17 protein-coding genes are annotated in these 18285 nt (G+C 63.7%); 5 read left to right on the top strand and 12 right to left on the bottom strand.

The window, feature by feature from the left end; genetic code table 11:
- Positions 1–45: 45 nt before the first annotated feature.
- Together FHS54_RS15260 and FHS54_RS15255 are read left to right on the top strand one after the other, a co-directional pair.
- Entirely contained in the window at positions 46–1278 is a 1233-nt protein-coding gene (locus FHS54_RS15260) for an autotransporter outer membrane beta-barrel domain-containing protein (RefSeq protein WP_243855795.1), read from the top strand.
- Positions 1279–1390: 112 nt separating this feature from the next.
- Positions 1391–2389, top strand: a complete 999-nt coding sequence (locus tag FHS54_RS15255; RefSeq protein WP_243855794.1) for a ParB/RepB/Spo0J family partition protein — start codon at positions 1391–1393, stop codon at positions 2387–2389.
- On the opposite strand, the gene FHS54_RS15250 is transcribed toward FHS54_RS15255, so the two are convergent.
- From FHS54_RS15250 to FHS54_RS15195, 12 genes are all read right to left on the bottom strand, one after another.
- On the bottom strand, positions 2383–2808 hold the full coding sequence (locus FHS54_RS15250; RefSeq protein WP_167305000.1) for a TadE/TadG family type IV pilus assembly protein: 426 nt from the start codon (positions 2806–2808) through the stop codon (positions 2383–2385). The genes FHS54_RS15255 and FHS54_RS15250 overlap by 7 nt on opposite strands.
- An 8-nt stretch (positions 2809–2816) precedes the next feature.
- Positions 2817–2993, bottom strand: a complete 177-nt coding sequence (locus FHS54_RS15245) for a Flp family type IVb pilin (RefSeq protein WP_167304999.1) — start codon at positions 2991–2993, stop codon at positions 2817–2819.
- A 68-nt stretch (positions 2994–3061) separates the two neighbouring features.
- Entirely contained in the window at positions 3062–4819 is a 1758-nt protein-coding gene (locus FHS54_RS15240) for a TadG family pilus assembly protein (RefSeq protein WP_341785984.1), read from the bottom strand.
- Positions 4816–5031, bottom strand: a complete 216-nt coding sequence (locus FHS54_RS15235; protein WP_167304998.1) for a hypothetical protein — start codon at positions 5029–5031, stop codon at positions 4816–4818. The genes FHS54_RS15240 and FHS54_RS15235 overlap by 4 nt, the downstream gene beginning before the upstream one ends.
- Complete coding sequence (locus FHS54_RS15230) at positions 5031–5657, bottom strand: tetratricopeptide repeat protein (RefSeq protein WP_167304997.1); 627 nt, start codon at positions 5655–5657, stop codon at positions 5031–5033. The genes FHS54_RS15235 and FHS54_RS15230 overlap by 1 nt, the downstream gene beginning before the upstream one ends.
- Positions 5654–6544, bottom strand: coding sequence for a type II secretion system F family protein (locus tag FHS54_RS15225; RefSeq protein ID WP_243855793.1), 891 nt, complete (start codon positions 6542–6544; stop codon positions 5654–5656). Before FHS54_RS15225 ends, FHS54_RS15230 begins: the two co-directional genes overlap by 4 nt.
- Positions 6544–7449, bottom strand: a complete 906-nt coding sequence (locus FHS54_RS15220) for a type II secretion system F family protein (RefSeq protein WP_167304996.1) — start codon at positions 7447–7449, stop codon at positions 6544–6546. Before FHS54_RS15220 ends, FHS54_RS15225 begins: the two co-directional genes overlap by 1 nt.
- A complete protein-coding gene (locus FHS54_RS15215) occupies positions 7443–8786 on the bottom strand; it encodes a TadA family conjugal transfer-associated ATPase (protein WP_167304995.1) in 1344 nt (447 codons plus the stop codon). The genes FHS54_RS15220 and FHS54_RS15215 overlap by 7 nt, the downstream gene beginning before the upstream one ends.
- Positions 8783–9952: a CpaE/TadZ family protein gene (locus tag FHS54_RS15210; RefSeq protein WP_167304994.1), complete on the bottom strand. Its 1170-nt coding sequence runs from the start codon at positions 9950–9952 to the stop codon at positions 8783–8785. Before FHS54_RS15210 ends, FHS54_RS15215 begins: the two co-directional genes overlap by 4 nt.
- A 2-nt stretch (positions 9953–9954) precedes the next feature.
- The gene (locus tag FHS54_RS15205; RefSeq protein ID WP_167304993.1) at positions 9955–11052 is read right to left on the bottom strand and encodes a type II and III secretion system protein family protein; all 1098 of its coding nucleotides are present in this window, start codon (positions 11050–11052) and stop codon (positions 9955–9957) included.
- Positions 11053–11132: 80 nt separating this feature from the next.
- Positions 11133–12014 (bottom strand): Flp pilus assembly protein CpaB, encoded by an 882-nt coding sequence (gene cpaB / locus FHS54_RS15200; RefSeq protein WP_167304992.1) that lies wholly within the window; start codon positions 12012–12014, stop codon positions 11133–11135.
- Positions 12015–12334: 320 nt separating this feature from the next.
- A complete protein-coding gene (locus FHS54_RS15195) occupies positions 12335–13150 on the bottom strand; it encodes a universal stress protein (RefSeq protein WP_167304991.1) in 816 nt (271 codons plus the stop codon).
- Between the two features lie 270 nt (positions 13151–13420).
- Between FHS54_RS15195 and FHS54_RS15190 the strand changes: the two genes are divergently transcribed.
- The 3 genes from FHS54_RS15190 to FHS54_RS15180 are packed head-to-tail and all read left to right on the top strand — an operon-like array spanning position 13421 to position 18232.
- A complete protein-coding gene (locus FHS54_RS15190; protein WP_167304990.1) occupies positions 13421–15364 on the top strand; it encodes a PrkA family serine protein kinase in 1944 nt (647 codons plus the stop codon).
- 19 nt (positions 15365–15383) lie between these two features.
- The gene (locus FHS54_RS15185; protein WP_167304989.1) at positions 15384–16694 is read left to right on the top strand and encodes a YeaH/YhbH family protein; all 1311 of its coding nucleotides are present in this window, start codon (positions 15384–15386) and stop codon (positions 16692–16694) included.
- Complete coding sequence (locus FHS54_RS15180) at positions 16691–18232, top strand: SpoVR family protein (RefSeq protein WP_167304988.1); 1542 nt, start codon at positions 16691–16693, stop codon at positions 18230–18232. The genes FHS54_RS15185 and FHS54_RS15180 overlap by 4 nt, the downstream gene beginning before the upstream one ends.
- The last annotated feature ends 53 nt before the right edge of the window (positions 18233–18285 follow it).

Here is an 18285-nt window from a genome sequence, read left to right as displayed (position 1 = left end):
CAATATTGCGTGCGCGCAAAATTCAACAGAATAAAGGGAATTAAATTGACCAACATCCACTCCGGCTTGCCAAAATCGGCCTGGCGCACCGCGATTACGGGCGCGCTCATAGTGTCGGCGGGGCTTGCGACGGCGGCTCATGCTGCCCCCTATGGCCTTTATGCCGCGACCAATGGTCAGGCCGCGATTGCCGCCGCGCTCGATAGCACGGCCCCGCCGGCTGGCAGTGACCGCGCCGCCATGCTGGCTAGCATCGACGCCTTGCCATCCGCCGGGGAACGGGCGGATGCTTTGGGCCAGTTGACGGCGCGCAGCTATACGCTGCTGCCCCGCCTGTCGATCCAGTCGATGGATGCCGCCGACCGGGAAATTCGCCACTATCTGACCGAACGGCGCAGTATCGCACTCGATGCGGTGGGCGAACTGCCCGTGCGTGGCGACCGCACCATCCACATGATGCTGACCGGCGGGCTACGGCAGGCGAAATATGACGGGCGGACCGACCGGCCAGAGGCGCGAACGGACAGCCGTTCGATCCGTTTTGCCATCGATGTCAGCCCTGTCCCGAACCTTATCGTGGGCGCGACGCTGGGCATTGACGGCATCGACGCCCGGCTGGACCCGGACCAGCGGCCCCGCATCACGTCCTTCAACAGCCAGATCGGCCCCTATGCCAGCTATCAGAATGGCAAATTCTATGTCGACGCGACGGCGAACTATAATTTCTCGGAATATAAGCTGCGGCGTCAGGTCACATGGACCGGCTTTTCGGATCGGATGACGGCAGCCGCCGACGGCGACGGCTATGGTGCCAGCGTCGAAGCGGGCGCCATGCTCAAAGCGGGCGCGGTGCGGGTGCAGCCCTTTGCCGGGATGCATTACCGACATGCCGATATCGGCGGATTCCGGGAAGGCGGCGGCGCGGCGGCTCTGGAGGTCGCAAACTATCGCACCCGGTCGCTACGCTCGACTTTGGGCGCGCGGGCGTCGGCGACGATCGACAAGGGCGACTGGGCCATCCGCCCCACATTGGAAGCGCAATGGCGGCGCGAATTGCGCGCGCAGCCCGACAGCCGGATCGAGGCGCGCTTTGCCACGCGGGACCTGCCCGTCTTCACCCTTCACCCCAGCAGGCTGGCGCGCAATGAAGGGTTGGTGAGTGCAGCCGTGACCGCTACGCACAACAGCCGCACGACCGTGCGGCTCGGCTATAACGGCGAATATGCAGCCGATCATCGCGTCCACGCCGCCATCCTGTCCATCAGCCGCCGTTTCTGACCGCAGCGCGCAACGGCATTTTGCGTATTTGCACCGAAGCGAACCCAGTTGGGCGCGCGGCAAGGCGAACGACGCGCTATGCAATCGGCGTTGAACATCTGAACGGGACCTCATGATGGCAGGCTTCATCCGCGACATATTGACGACCTTGTCCTATGAACCCGGTCGCGCCGGGGCGGATCAACAGGCCGCGATGACGCGCCTGGACGATCGCTTGACCAGCTTCGCCGACACGGCGGCGCACAGTGGCGCGCCGTTGCTCCTGCGCGCGGCGGACTGTGCGGTGTGGGACGGCAATCCGCGTGACCAGCCCGCCCTCAACGCCGAAAGCTGCCGGTCGTTGATCGAATCCATCGCGACGGAGGGGGGCAATCGCATCCCCGCGCTCGTGCGCCTCAACCCGCCCGGCGCGGACCTGCCCTATCAGCTTCTGGTCGGCAGCCGACGACGTTTCGCCATCAACTGGCTCAACCATAATGGACGGCCCGAATTGCGGCTGAGCGCCCTGATCGTGGATATGTCGGATGAGGAAGCGTTCCGGCTGGCCGATATCGAAAATCGCGAGCGCGCCGACATTTGCGAACTGGACCGCGCGCGCAGCTATCAGGACGCGGTCGATCGCTTCTATGGCGGCGTGCAGTCCCGCATGGCCGAAGCGTTGAGCCTGTCCAACAGCCAGCTCAGCCGACTGCTCGCCCTGGCCCAGTTGCCCCAGGAAGTCGTCGACGCCTTCGCCACCCGCGCCGAACTCAAGGTCCGCTATTCAGAACTGCTCACCCCGCTGTTGCGACGACCCGAACAGCGCGCCGACATGATCGCCGAAGCGCGGCGGATCGGCGCTGAACAGCAATCGCTCGCCGCCCAGGACGAACGCATGATCCCGTCCGCCACGGTGCTGGCGCGCCTCCGCGAAGCCGCCGCACCCCGCCACCGCGACGAAGCGCGCGACTTGCCGATCATACTGGACGGCGACCGGATCGGCAGGGTCCGGGCAGGGAAGAACGGCGGCCTTGCCATCGACCTCCAGATCGCGGACGACGCCGATATCGACGCTCTGCTGGCGACCCTGCGAACCGCCCTTTTGCGCACACGCAACAGCGCCAGTCAGTAGCTTCCGTTCGTGACAACCACCGTCGCGTCCAGCGCGGTCGACGGCATCGGGATAAAGGCGGCGTAGCGCAGCAATCGCGATCCGCTCATGTCGTAACTCACGCTGACCCTGAACATGCCCGTGCCATCCGCCCCCGCTTCGATCTGCGGCGCAGAACCCGACGACAGCAGCGACCCATAGCCGTCGATCACCGCCTGCGCGCGGTCGCGGGCCAGCGCCGTCCGCTCGACCGTCGACATGCCCGCCATCGCCGCCCGCGCCCCTTCGGCCGCCGCATGGCGCACGCCCATCAGCGCGGAAAACCAGAAGGAATAGATGATGATCGCGAAAACGAGCATCAGCAGCGCTGGAGCGATCAACGCGAACTCCAGCGCCGCCATGCCCCTGTCGCAGGCCAGCGTCCGGCGCACATGCTTCATCCCGCCGATCAGTTCACTTCGTTGAACAGCGCGGTGAACGCGCCTGTCAGCTCGGTTTCAAAGCTGGTCCCAACCGCCCCGATGGCAGCAACCACAACCGCGCCCAGCACGGCATATTCGACCGCCGTCAGGCCCCTCTGGTCGCGCGCCAGGTGCTTCAAAAAATTGCGGGCTTTGGTGATCATATCCTGTTCCTTGTCCCTCCAATGACAGGACGGCTGCGCGGGGGAGGGGACCCACGCCGCCAATATCGCTAGACCAGCACCGGCACCCCGCACCGCGCGCCAGTGACCCACAAGGTCGCGTGGCCCAATTGAATGCCCAGCGCCGCCAGCAGATTGTCGAGCAGCGGATCGACCACATTGCCCACCAGCCCGGTGACGGGCGCAGTAATCGCGCTCAACAACTGGGACCGGATCGCCGAAGCACTGCAAAGCGGCGCGATGCACAGGCCGATGACATTCACCTGCAGCCCGTTCGACGCCGCCAGACTGCCGACCAGAGACGAAATCAGCGTCCCCGCCTGCGACCCATTGCCGATGCTCGCGGCGGTCCCCGGCACCCCAGGCCGACCGATGCTGCCCTGTCCCCCAGGACCGAAAACCAACGTGCCGCTATTCCCCATCACCGGCTGCGCGACGGCGCGCGCGTCGACGGTGATGATCCCCAGCACGCTCAATATCCGCGCGGGCGCGATGTCGCTGGCCGACAGCGGCGGCATCGGCCTGGTCATCGCATTGGCGGGCGCTTGGCCGATATAGGCGTTGACGAGGCCCGAACTGGCCAAAATGCTGACCCGCGTATCGCGCGCCTGTTCGGCGGTATCCGGGCAATCGATCCCGCTCACCTCCGCCCGCGCGGCGGCCACGTCGATCAACACGGGAACCGCATCGACCCCGATGCCCAGGATGGAAAGGTCAAGCCCAAGGTCCAGCTTGATCCGCAGCGCGGACGTGCCAGCACTGGTTTCGCCCGCCGGTCCAAAGGAAAAACGCGGGCGATCCACCGGCCCGCTCGCAATCGCGGAAATGCGCACCGTCGTCCCTGATACAACCCGGCTCAGCGCATCCGACGCGTCGATCGATCCGCCACCCGATTGCGCCGCAAAGGCCAACAACTGATAGGCGTTGATCCCCGCGCGCAACGCAGGCTGATCGGCGGCTTCGCCCACCGGCATATTCTTCCATACGCCAAGGCCAAACAGCCCGGACAGCGGCACGGTGTATCCAGTACCAACCTGCCCCGCCACCAGCGTTAGCGCGGCGGCAGTGTCTGGCCGATCCGCCGCGCTCGCCGCCGCCAGCATCAGGTCATGCAGGCTGACGGTGCGCGCGGTCAGGTCCGCATAGGTGCCGCTTTCCCCGACCCGCTCCGCCAGCGCATCGAAAAATCGGCCCGCATCGACATCGCTCGCCATCAACGCTTCGACATCGGCGGTGCTCAGCTGCAACTGGACGCCCAAAATCGCGCCCAGCAGGTCATTGACGCTGTTCACCAACGCATTGGTGACGGTCAATATGCCCGACGTGATGCCGACGCCCGCTTCATCGATGCGCGCGGCGGTGGCGGTGGCGGCCAGTTCAGGAATAGGATTCGCGCTGCCCAATACACGCGTCAAAAACTGGCGGCTGGGCATTTCCGTCTGCACGCGCACCGCATTCGTCCGGCCATCGCCGGGGCACCGGGCAAAGGTCGCATCGAAACGCTGGTCGGCGGGCGTCGCGGCATCGGGGCAATATCGCCCGACCACGACGGATCGCAGGATGGCGGGGTCATAGCCATTGCGGCTCAGCGCTTCGCCCGCCCGCGCACTGGCGTCGGCGGGGTTCATCGCGGCGGCCAGCGCAGCCGCCTCGGTCGCGGCCCGAAGCTCGCGACTGGCCGTATAATAAAGCCCGGCGTCCAGCGCAAAGCCCGTCGCGCCGACCAGCGCCGCGCCCAATGCCGCTATCATCGGGGCGACCGCGCCGCGCCGATCACGCCAGAGGACGGGGATGCGCAGGGCAATCACCGTCCGTCGCGGCGTTCAGGGGCCGACGACTGCGGCGGGCGCTGGCCGATGGACTGGAGATATCGTTCGCGGATGACCTCCGCTTCCTCGCCCGACAGCCCGGCGGCCTGACCATCGCGCGGGGGAGCACGCAACTGCCATTCAATCACCCGGCGCGCCTGATCCGGCATCGGCGCGACAGGCGCGGCGGCGGCGATGAGCAGACAGAACATCAGCTTTCCTTCCTTGCAATGCGATCGGCTTCAACGGCGAGCATCCGGCGCAGCGCATCCTGCTCACCGCCGTCGCGGATCTGACGCAGGCGGGCGTCGGCCTCCGCGCGCTCACCGCCGACGATCAACGCCAGCAGCAGATTGTTGCGGATGGATCGGTCTGTGGGCGCCAGATCGACCGCGCCGCGCAACGCTTCGATGGCCGGGGCGGTCTGCCCCAAACGCAGCAGCGCATAGCCCAGCGCATTGCGCAGCAGCGCATCGGCAGGCCGCGCATCCATCGCCTGACGGTAGAGCGTCGCCGCCTCCGCCCACTGACCCCGCGCGCAGAGCACATGCCCACGCACCGCGCTGCTTTCCGGCGATGCGGGCAGGACCGCCGCCGCTCTTTCCGCAGCATCGACATCGTTCAGGTCCAGCAGGCTGTTCACCCGCAAAATCTGCGCCTGCACCTCGCCCGGATAGCGGCGGTCGAAATCGTCCAGATAGGCGATGGCCGCACGGGGACGGCCATCGCCACGCGCCTGTTCGATCAGTTGCAGGTACAGGCTGCGCGTCGGGTCGGCCTTTGGCCCGGCGGCCATGATCATCACGGCCATCAGGGGAAGGGCAAACTGGCGGATCATCGCCCCGCGCCCCGCAATGTGTCGAATATGGCGATGACCGGCGGCCCGCCCAGCACGATGAACAGGGCAGGCATGAAGAACAGGATCATCAACACCACCATGCGCACGGTGATGCCGCCCATGGCTTCGCGCGCGCGGGCGACGCGGCGCTGGGTAAATTCGCGCGCAAATTCGCGCAGGGCCGGGGCCAGTTCGACCCCCTGGAACATGGCCTGTCGAAACAGCGCGGCCAGCTCCTTCCCCCCGCTGATCGCGACGCGCGCCGCCCAGCGGTCCAGTGCCAGTTCATAACGCATGCCCCGGTCAAGGTCGGCGATCAGCAGGCCGATCAGCGGGCCATGTTCAGGCACCGCCACCTGTTCATCCCGCGCGATGGAACGGAAACATTGGTCGAGCGACACGCCGCTTTCCAGCATCATCAGCATCAGATCGATCAGGAAGGGAAATTCCGCCGTCACCCTGCGCGACCGTGCTGACGCCAGCATATACAGCGCCTGTTTCATGCCGACATAGACCAGGCCCGCGCCGATGACGATCAACAGGGGCCGGGCCAGCCAGCCGCCCCATGCAACCCGGCACAGCAGCATGACCAGCAGCGCCGATCCGGCCGTCGCGGCGATCCGCAGCCCGACAAACAGTTGCAGCGCGCGCGGATCGCGGAAACCGGCCAGTTGCAGCCTGCTTTCCAGTTCCGACCGGTCGCGCCCACGCGCGGCGATGAAACCGGGCAGGGCAAAGCGCTCGCCGCCGGGCGTTGCTGATGGCGCTATGGCCGATAGCCGCGCTTCCAGCCGCCGGTCGGCCAGCGAAAGCCGCACCCCCTTCGCGGCGAAGACCAATCCCGCCAGCATGACGACGATGCAAAGGAAGAACAGCGGGGACGGCATCAGAAGGCCAGCCTCATGACGCGCCGCATCACCAACATGCCCGCCGCCTGCAGCCCAATCGCCACCACGGCCAGTTTGCGCCCGCGCGGATCAGCCAGAAAAAAGTCGATATAGGCCGGGTTCATCGACATCAGCAGCGCCATCGCCACCAGCGGCATGGCGATCAGCACGCGGGAACTGACCTTCGCTTCGGATGTCGCGGCCTTCAACTCGCGCTTGATGCGGATGCGTTCGCGCAGGATCGCCGCCAGGTTGGACAGGACGCCGGTAATCGACCCGCCATAGCGCAAATTGGTGCGGATCGCCGCCGCCAGCATCGATACTTCAGGAACGCGCAGGCGGTCTGCCAGCTGCTGCATCGCTTCACCCACCGGCGCGCCCAGTTCCAGGCGGCGGGCCACCGGGGCCAGATAGGCGCGCACGATGCCCGGCGCTTCGCCCAGCGACCGCTCCAACGCCTGCGACAGCGAATTGCCCACCGTCTGCATCTGCCGGACGGCGTCGATATAGAATGGCAGGGCATCGATCAGCGCATCGATCCGCCGCTGCGCCCGCCGCTTGACCCAGCCGAACGACAGTAGCGGCACAGCCAGCAGCAGGCCCAGCACCGCCACCGGCCCGGAAACCAGCAACAGGACAAGCGCCAGCAACATCAGCCCGCCCGCGATGATCCCGGCGGTGCGCGGCGTGATTTCCAGTTGCGCCTGCGCCAGCAACGGGGCGATCCGATCCGGCACCGTCAACGGGGCGCTCAGGCGGATGGGTGGTGCATCGACACCCTGCGACAAGGCGGCCAGACGCCGGTTCAGGCGGGATCGGGCCGCGCCCCGCAGCGCCAGCCAATGCCCCAGCACCGCCGCCATGATCAGCAACGCCAACAGCAGGAACGCCGCCCCCCTCAACATAGCGGCTGCCCCGTCACGCCCGCATAGTCGCGCAGGCGGTCGGCGAAATAGGGGCGCGGCGACAATGTGCGAAATTCGCCCAGGCCCGACATGGCGGGCTGCTCATGGAAACTGAAAAGTTCGTTGAGCGAATAGGCGTCGCCTTCCAGCCCGGTGACTTCGGTGACGCCGACGATCCGGCGGCTGCCATTGGCCAGCCGCTGGATGTGGACGACGATGTGGACGCTGCTGGCGATGAAGCGGCGGATCGCCCGAATGTCATTCTGCAGCCCGGCAAAGCCCAGCAGCATTTCCAGACGCGCGAAGGCGTCGCGGGGGCTGTTGCCGTGCAGCGTAGCCATCGACCCGTCATGCCCGGTGGACATCGCCTGCAACATTTCCACGACCTCGACGCCGCGCACTTCGCCCAGGATGATCCTGTCCGGGCGCATGCGCAGCGCGTTGCGGACCAGCTCGCGCGCGCTGACTTCGCGGTTGCCATCGACGTTGGGCGGGCGGGTTTCCAGCCGGACCACATGGTCCTGCCGCAACTGAAGTTCGGCGGCATCCTCTATGGTGATCAACCGTTCGCGGTCGCTGATGAATGTCGACAGCATGTTCAGCAGCGTGGACTTGCCCGCGCCCGTGCCGCCGCAGATCAGGATGTTCAGGCGCGACCGCACGGCGGCGGCCAGATAGGCGGCCATGTCCGCGCTCATCACTTGCCGTTCGACAAAATCATCGACGCCCAGCGCCTGCATGCGAAACTTGCGGACGGACAGCAACGGCCCGTCCAGCGCGACCGGCGGGATGACGATGTTGACGCGCGACCCGTCGGGCAGGCGAGCATCGACATAGGGGCTGGCTTCATCGACGCGGCGGCCAATCGGTCCCACGATCCGGTGGATGATGTTCATCAGATGCGCATCGTCGCGAAATCGCGTGCCGACCTTTTCCAGCAGCCCGGCGCGCTCGACATAGATGGACCCGGCACCATTGACGATGATGTCGTCAATGTCGGGGTCGCGCAGCAGCGGGGCGAGCGGGCCGAGGCCCGCGACCTCATCCTCCACATCCTCGATCAACAACAATCGTTCGGCTGCGTTCAACGCCATCTGTCCGCGTCGGCTTCGGCTGGTGACGACCTGTTCAATCTCCTGCCTTAGCGCGCCCAGCCCCAGCTTGTCGGCGGTGCTGCCCCGCGCTTCCAGTTGCTCGATCACCTGCTGGCAGGTCTGCGCCTTCACCGCCTGATAGCTGTCGCTCATCCGCTGGGTGGCGGGCTGGGCCACGGGCGCGGGGCGGGCACCACCGCGCGCCGGGCTGATCGGCAGGCTGTCTTCGGTCAGCAGGCTCATGACGCCCGCTCCATCGTTCGGCGGACGGCGCGGCGCACACGGTCGATGCTCGCGAAAGCGGCGCTGGGCGCGGGTGGCTGAATGCCGCACATCCTGCGGATCGCCTGCATATAGGGCCCGCCGTCCTTCTCCATCGCCATGGGCTGCCCCGCGTTCAGCGCGTTGCGCGCTCGCGCATGATCGACGGGCAGCGGATGGACGGTGGAAATGCCCAATATGTCGGCCATGCGCCGCCCGTCCAGCAGCACCGATGGCTGATGATCCCACACCACAAGCCGCGTCTTGGCCAGAACCGCGCCATCTGCTCCCATCCGGTCGATCAGGCGGCGGGACGCCTCCAGCTCGCGAATGGACTGGGCGCACAGCAATTCGATGCGGTCGGCCTGCGCCCCCAGATCCCGCAACAGCCCCGCATGGCGCAGGCTCCCGACGCTCAGCACCACCTCCGCGCAGCATGTGCGGAGCAGGCGGACCAGCGCGGCAATGTCTGTGGGTCCGATCCCCACCGGCTCCGCGCCCGTCCCGCCATCGAATGTCAGCAGCAACAGCCCACTGGGACCATGCCGGGCCAGCGCGCTGGACAGTAAGCTGGCGTCCAGCCGCTCCATGTCCCCAATGGCAGCGGCCATTCCATAACCTACTGATAAATCAAGATAAGCCTGCGCCGCACTGGTCGGCATCGTGCAGTCGATCAACACAGCAGGCGACCGCTCCCCCGCCCGACTAACCGCCATGTCGGTAGCAACCATAGCCGCCACCTCCTGATCCGCCCCCACCACCAACGTCAGTCGACCACCGCGATTCTGTTCGCTGTTTCCTTCATTAATTAGCCGCCACAATATGTCCGAAATCTCCCCTCCCTCACCCTGACGCGGAATGATGTCATCCGCCCCCGCACGAACAGCCCGCAATATCTCGTCAGCGTCACAATCCGACGTCGCCAGCACAATCGCCCGACCTCCCGCAACTTCGGCAACGGCTGCAATAGCGGCGGTGATCGACCGTTCAGGCGGGATCGCAGTCCGATCGATCACGATGACAGCGGGTCCAGCGGGCAAGTCAGACGCAACCGATTGCGCCATCTCGACAGTCGCCCGCCCGTTCATCGCCTGCTCGATCCGTTCGGCAAGGCTGCGGTCGACCGATAGAAGGAGAATGTTCGCCATGATCAGCGCCTCACCAAACCAAAGGTGGGCGCATCCGGGGCGATGGCATCCGTCGCAGTGCCGGGCAGCGCGGGCATGCTGGCCGCCTGCACTGGTCCCACCAGCCGGGGGGTGGCGACGATGACCAACTCCTGCCGTTCCTTCTGGCTTTGCTGGCGGCGGAAAAAAGCACCCAGCACGGGGATGTCACCCAGCAGCGGTGTCTTGTCCCGCGTCACCGACTGGCTGGAATAGCTGAGCCCCGCGATCACAAAGCTCTGTCCGCTACCCAGTTCGACCGTCGTTTCCGCCGACCGGCGGCGCAGGCCGGGGATGACATAGCCCTGCAACTGGACGCCGTTGGCATAATCCAGTTCGCTGACCTCTGGCGCGATCTTGAGCACGATATTGTCCTTCGACAGGACAAATGGGGTAACGGCCAGGCGCACGCCAAATTCCTTATATTGAATGGAAATGGTGCTGCCCGACCCGGCGGACGCTTGCGGGACCGGCACGGGTATTTCGCCGCCCGCCAGGAAACTCGCCTGTTCCCCCGACCGGACCAGTAATGTCGGTTGGGCGAGCAGTTCGGACAGGCCGTTCGATGACAGCGCACTCAACACCGCATTGACGCCGCGATTGGGTGACGACAGGAAAAGGTTGAACGCATTCTGGATGGGCACGCTGGCATCGATGCTGGAGCCGTCGCGGGAAAAGCTGGCGCTGGTGAGCGTGCTGGGCGACACGATCGCTCCCTGAAGGCCGCCGCTAAGCTTTGCGAAGTTGAACCCCAGCGCCTTGAGCGTCGATGTCGATATGGCGGCGAACTGCACATCAACGGCCACCACCTGTTCGCCCGCGACGATCCGGTCCGCGCTGGTCAGGCGGCCTTCTTCCGCCGCGTTGACGGATGAGGCGGGCGACCCCACCGTCACTATCCTTTCATCAAGCAGCGCGCCGTTCACACCGAATATGCGAAGCGTGGCTGTTCCTGCTCCGACCCCGGTCAGCCGCAGCGAACGGGCGCTGGGCGCGGCGACCGAGATGATATTGTCGTGGTCCACCTCGACGCGCCCGATCGGCTGGGTAAAGGTGATGGTGCGCTTGCCGCGCAGCGGCATTGGCGCTTCCTGCGCAATAGCATATGCTGGGCAGGCGGCGCACAGGGCCAGCCCTAGCAAGGCAGGGGTAAATGTCCTGATCAACGCGCTTCACCCCCTGAATAAATGGTTTCGTGGCGGTCGCCGACGACAAGCTGAATAGTGTGGGCAGGTCGCCGTGAGGGCCGCGACTTGCGCGGGGGCTGGGGCGCAGTGGCGGTCACCGCATCGGGTGCCCTGGACGTCGCGGCAGCGGCGGTGGCAGTCGTCTGTTCGCTGTCGACGGGATTGCGCAGCGAAAGGGTGAGCGCACCGGTATTCTTGGCAAGAGAGAGGGTGGACACTTGATCCGGCGTCAGCGCCAACGTGACCGTCCGGGCCGGAGGTGGAGGAGAAGAGCCGGTCGAACTGGTCGAGGATTCTCCACCCACGATGGTTTCGCCCACGGCCAGCACCTGCACCATCTGAAGCAACGTCTGCGCGCGGCTACGCCCTGCGCCGCGCGCGCCGCTGATGGCGTCGGCACCTGGATAGACGACCTGCACATCGACGCGGTCTCCGGGCCGGACAAGGCCTGCGACCGCGATCTCGGCAGTTGTATCGATGCTGATCGCGCGCATGCCGACCGGGACGCGAATGGCGAGTTTGGCCTCTCCGCCCACCGCATCGCGCGGGATCGGCGACCCGGAAGCGATCGTCCGCGTGGCAACCTTGCCGATTAGTTCGGCTGGCGTCGCCACTTGCGGATTGCGACCAGGGTCGGCGACCAGGTTACGGATCATCCCGGGCGTGATCGTTTCTCCCGTGTCGATCTGGCGCGCGGCCGCTGCGAGTACGACGACCGGCGCTCCGACCCACGGGGCAGGTGAGGGAGACGCTGCTGCAGGAGTCCGCTGCAATTCCCGAATGCCAAGCATGAGGAATAGCAGGGCGGCTAGCGTCCCCGCGATCATCATGGTCCTGGCTTTTGCACCGAGCTGCATTTCAACCCCCTTTGGCTTGCGATTACGCAAAGCCTTTGCCCCGACCGGGATCAGCGCATCCCGGCGCTCACCCTTGGCCAGATTCCCTAGAGAATCCGCGAAGATAAGGGGACCGCAGATCGGGCCATTTTGATGTGAAGGGCTGCCGGAGGTTAATGGCGATCCGGCATCGGAAGCAGCCATTGCCGCCATTTTTGCGTGCCGATTAACGCGCAAAACCGATATATCGCGGTCGCGCGGGCGTAAATGTTCGCTTCATTTTGGTTGCAATTGCTCCGACCCCTATCAGCACGCAAATGCTGCATCGGACTTCAAAACGGCTAATGTGCGAGCAAAAGAGGCACCCGCGCCTGTCGCAACATGGAGCGGGTGACCCCGCCAAAGACCAGTTCGCGCAGGCGGCTGTGGCCGTAAGCGCCCATGGCCATCCAGTCGGGTTTCAGCACGCCTATGGCCGCCTGCAGCGTTGCTTCGACCGACCGTCCGTCCTGCGGCCAGATATGCAGCTGAGACTTGATACCATGGCGGGCAAGATATTCCGGCGCGTCGGTGGAGGGGAAGGGGTATTTCCCCGCTTCCTCGACGGTCACGATATGAACCTCCTCAGCCAGCTTCAAAAGCGGGAGCGAAAGGCGCAGCGCGGCTGATGCTTCTTGCGATCCGTCCCAGGCGACCAGCACCCGACCGGCGACGGTCAGGCCGCGCGCTGCCTGCGGAACCGCTAGCACTGGCGAGCGACCACCCAACGCTAAATCCGCGACGATATGCGGAGGATCGCTCATTTCCGTCCGGGGGCCTTCCGGCAGGGTGACGATAATGAAGTCGCTGAGTGTGGAGGCTGACAGCAGGCCGTTCACCAGATCGCCATCGACCTGCCGCCAATCCCAATTTACGCCCTCTCGCCGCAGCCGTTCTTCCATGTGGGTCCGCAGCCGGGCGTCTATGTCATGCAGTTCTGCCATCATCGCAGGCGCCATGGACGCGCCGCCATAGACATCGGACGCAATCAGCCCGGGTACGGAGGTTACTTGCACGCAATGCAGGTGCGCATCCGCTCCGCGAGCGATGTCGCAGGCGACTTGCAGTCGGCTTTCCGAGCCGCTGTCGTCGTGGATGTGAAGCAGAATGGATGTCATGCGCGCCTCCATGTCCGTGACGTCCCCGCATGGGGAACGGGCCTGTGGTGGCGACCGTTATATCATGCAGGAACGGAGACGGCCAATGCCTGCCGACAGCAGCACCTGCACCACTTGCGCATTGGATGACGTGGCCGCCGCGCAGTCCCTTGTTGCGAACTATTCGGATGTGCAGGAATATTTTTTTCCAGTCGTCCTGTTGTATAGGCCTGTTTTTACAGGGTCATACATAGTATATTACAACTATGGCTACTGCGGCGGGAGTCGACAGTGACGAAAAGCGAATTGTTTTCCAGCTTCACGCGGAACTTCGACGAACGGCGTCAAGCCGAGATGTCGATTGAAGATTATCTGCTTGGATGCCGTAATGATCCGATCATGCACGCGTCCGCGCCGGAGCGGCTGCTTGCGGCGATTGGCGAGCCGGAGATCATAGACACATCCCGCGACCAGCGGCTGGGCCGGATCTTCATGAACCGCACCATCCGTCGCTACAAAAGCTTCGCCAATTTCTACGGCATGGAAGGGACGATCGAACATATCGTCAGCTTCCTGCGCCACGCGTCCCAAGGCCTGGAGGAGCGTAAGCAGATTCTCTATCTGCTGGGTCCGGTTGGCGGCGGCAAGTCGTCGCTTGCCGAGCGGCTGAAGGCGTTGATGGAAACCCATCCCATCTATGCGTTGAAGGCGGGGGATGAGATCAGCCCCATCTTCGAAAGCCCGCTCGCGCTGTTCGACGCGGAAACGCACGGGACCCTGGTCGAAGATAGCTACGGCATCCCCCGCCGCCGACTGACTGGTTTGATCAGTCCGTGGGCGCGCAAGCGGCTCGATGAATTCAGCGGCGACATCTCGCAGTTCAAGGTTATCCGTTTGATGCCCTCACGCATGCGGCAGATCGGGATCGCAAAGACCGAGCCGGGCGACGAAAACAACCAGGACATCAGCTCGCTGGTCGGCAAGGTCGATATCCGCAAGCTGGAAATGCTGTCACAGAATGATCCCGACGCCTACAGCTATTCGGGCGGTTTGAACCGCGCGAACCAGGGCATGCTTGAGTTTGTCGAGATGTTCAAGGCACCGATCAAGATGCTGCACCCGCTGCTGACGGCGACGCAGGAGGGGAATTATATCGGGACCGAAAATATCGGCGCGATCCCCTATACCGGCATCATCATGGCGCACAGCAATGAATCGGAATGGACGAACTTCAAAAATAACAAGAATAATGAAGCCTTTATCGACCGTATCTACGTCATCAAGGTGCCCTATTCTCTTCAAGCGACCGAAGAACGGCATGTTTACGAAAAGCTTCTGAGGGAGTCCGACCTGAACAAGGCGCCCTGCGCGCCGGGCACGCTGGACATGCTGGCGCGCTTTTCAGTCCTCACGCGCCTACGTGAGCATGAGAACAGCAATCTTTATTCCAAGATGCGCGTCTATGACGGCGAAATGCTGCGAGAGATCGATCCGCGCGCGAAGAGCATGCAGGAATATCGGGACGCGGGCGGGGTGGACGAAGGCATGTCGGGCATCTCCACCCGCTTCGCCTTCAAGGCGTTGTCGGCGACCTTCAACCATGACACCAATGAAATCGGCGCGGACCCTGTCCACCTCATGTATGTTCTGGAGGGCATGGTTCGGCAGGAACAATTCCCGGCCGAAACGGAAGCCAAATATCTGGAGTTCATCAAGGGCGAACTGGCCCCGCGCTATGCCGAATTCATCGGCAATGAAATCCAGAAGGCCTATCTTGAATCCTACAACGACTATGGCCAGAACCTGTTCGACCGCTATGTCGCCTATGCCGACGCATGGATCGAGGATCTGGACTTCAAGGACCCGGACACCGGCCAGCTGCTGGATCGGGAGGTCATCAATCAGGAACTGACCAAGACCGAAAAGCCTGCCGGGATCGCCAACCCCAAGGATTTCCGTAATGAGGTGGTGAAGTTCGCACTGCGGATGCGGGCCAGCAATGATGGGCGGAACCCCAGTTGGACCTCCTATGAAAAAATCCGCGAAGTGATCGAAAAGCGGATGTTCAGCCAGGTCGAGGACCTGTTGCCGGTCATCAGCTTTGGATCGAAGCGCGACGGCGACACCGCTATGAAACATGACGAATTCGTCGCCCGCATGGTTGAGCGGGGCTATACGGAACGGCAGGTCCGGCGGCTGGTCGAATGGTATATTCGCGTCAAGCAGGCTGGTTGAAGGAGGCGCTCGGGTCGGCATGCACATAGTCGACAGACGGCTGAACCCCGGGGGCAAGAGCCTGGTCAATCGGCAACGCTTCTTGAGGCGGGCGAGGGCCTATGTCAGTCAGGCGGTTCGCGATAGCCTGAAGGACCGGAGCATCAAGGATCTGGACAAGGAAGGCGAGATCACGATTCGCCGCGACGCCATTCACGAACCTACGCTGCGCCGCGCCGCGAAGGGGGGTAACCGGGAACAGGTGCTGCCGGGCAACCGCGAATTTCTGGAAGGCGACAGGATCAAGCGACCGGACGGAGGATCGGATGGCGGCTCCAGGGCCGGAGAGGGGGAGGATGAGGATGATTTCCGCTTCGCCCTGTCTCGCGAAGAATTTCTGGACCTATTTCTGGACGATCTGGAGCTGCCCGATATGGCCAAGAAACGGCTGATCGCTGGCAAGATCGAAGGCATCAGGCGCGCGGGCTATTCGACCGCCGGGAACCCCTCGAACCTGTCGGTCCCTCGCACCATGCAAAGGGCGCTGTCACGCAGGCTGGCGCTGCGAAGGCCAAGCAGCGGCGACCTCGGCCGACTGGACGACGCAATTGCAGAGATTGAAGCGCGGGATATCGCCGGTCCAGACGATGCCGCGACGCTGGCACGATTGCGGGACGAACGCGCGCTTGTCATCCGGCGGCGTAACCTGATCGCCTATATCGACCCTGTGGACCTGCGCTATCGCCGGTTTGAACCTGTCCCGCGTCCAGTGGCGCAGGCGGTCATGTTCTGCCTGATGGACGTGTCCGGGTCCATGACGGCGCATATGAAGGACCTGGCCAAGCGCTTCTTCGCGTTGCTGCACCTGTTCCTGTCGCGATGCTATGAACATGTCGATGTTGTGTTCATCCACCATACCGACCGTGCGGCGGAGGTTGATGAGCAGACCTTCTTTTACAGCACGGTCACGGGCGGCACGCTGGTGTCGAGCGCCCTGGACAAGCTGCTGGAGGTGATCAGGGATCGCTACAACCCCACCGATTGGAACATCTATGTGGCGCAGGCCTCTGACGGGGACACGCTGGCGTCGGACAATGCGCGGGTGGTCAGTCTGATGGAGGATGAGGTCCTGCCGATCGCCCAATATGTCGCCTATCTGGAAGTCGGGCGTGAGGAATTCGCGTCAGTCGAAAGCGCGACGGCGACCACCGGCTTGTGGGATGCCTATGCGCCGGTGATGGTGGCGAACCCTCATTTCGCCATGCGCAAAGTCACGCACAGGCGCGAAATCTATCCGGTGTTTCGCGAGCTGTTCCAGCGTCGGGGCGTCAGTGAAAGGGCTCGGAGTTGAAGGGCGCGCTGGCTCCTGCGCCGCTATTTACCGGCAGCGATTGGGATTTCGCGCTCATCAACCGCATCTATGAGACGATAGAGCCGATTGCGCTTCAGGAAATGAGGCTCGACATCTATCCCAACCAGATAGAGGTGATCAGCGCCGAACAGATGCTGGATGCCTATTCGTCCATCGGCATGCCGCTATTCTACAAGCACTGGTCCTTCGGCAAGCAGTTCGTGACTAACGAGATGCTGTACCGCAAGGGACTGCGCGGGCTGGCCTATGAACTGGTGATCAACAGCAATCCGTGCATCAACTATCTGATGCAGGAAAACAGCGCGACCATGCAGACGCTGGTCATCGCCCATGCCGCGTTCGGGCATAATCATTTTTTCAAGAATAATTATGTGTTCCGGCAATGGACCGACGCGGACGGCATTTTGGACTATCTGGAATTCGCCAAACGCTACATCGCCAGTTGCGAGGAACGCCATGGCCAATTGGCGGTGGAGAGGGTCCTGGACGCCGCCCATGCGCTGATGAACCAGGGCGTGCACCGATATCCGCGTGTCCGCCCGCGCGACCTGAAAGCCGAAGCGGCGCGGGAAGCCGAACGGCAAGCCTATCGGGACCGCATCTATGACGATCTGTGGCGCACGGTTCCCACAGGCGGGAGGGCTGATACGGTCCCTAGCGATCAAAGGCGCGCGGCGCTGGGTTTGCCGCAGGAAAATATTCTGTATTTCCTGGAAAAGAGTGGACCGCGCCTGGAGAGCTGGCAGCGCGAGATTTTGCGCATAGTGCGGTTGATTGCGCAGTATTTTTATCCGCAGCGTCAGACCAAAACCATGAATGAAGGCGCGGCTACTTTCACACATTATCGGATCATGACGGCGCTGCATGAAAGGGGGTGGATTACCGATGGGGCGTTTATGGAATTCATCCAATCGCACACGGGCGTCGTATATCAGCCAAGCTTTGATTCCGGGCATTTTGGCGGGTTTAATCCCTATGCACTGGGCTTTGGAATCATGTCGGATGTGGAACGAATCTGCATCGACCCGACGGAGGAGGATCGCGAATGGTTTGGCGATATCGCCGGATCAGGCGACCCGGTCGAAGTGCTGAAGGACATATGGGCCAATTACCGCGACGAAAGCTTTGTTTCCCAATATCTTAGCCCGCACCTGATCAGGCAATGGCGGCTGTTCAAGATATTGGACCATGAAGGCGAAGCGGACGTGCGGGTGGACGCCATCCATGATGAGCGGGGATACAGGCGTATCCGCAGGGCGCTGTCCCGCGAATATGACATTGCCCGGCAGGAACCGGACATTCAGGTCGTGGATGTCGACCTGGCCGGTGACCGGACGCTGATGCTGGAAAATACCGTCAGCGATGGGGTGGTGCTGGAATCATCGGACGCCAATCTGGTGCTGCAGAACCTGGCCAATTTGTGGGGTTATGAAGTGGCGCTGAGCGAAGTGGATGCGGACAGCCGCAAGGAGCTGCAAAGCCACCGGTGCCAGCCGCAGGATGACTGGATGCGCTGAACTGGTGCGCGCGACGGTTATGCGGCCAACGCGCCCGAAGATTCTATTTCCCA

Origin of the sequence: Sphingobium vermicomposti (genome assembly GCF_011762025.1) — a bacterium.
GTDB lineage: Bacteria > Pseudomonadota > Alphaproteobacteria > Sphingomonadales > Sphingomonadaceae > Sphingobium > Sphingobium vermicomposti.
The sequence above is the reverse complement of the archived record's forward strand: the minus strand, read 5'-3'. Positions and strand labels throughout refer to the sequence as shown.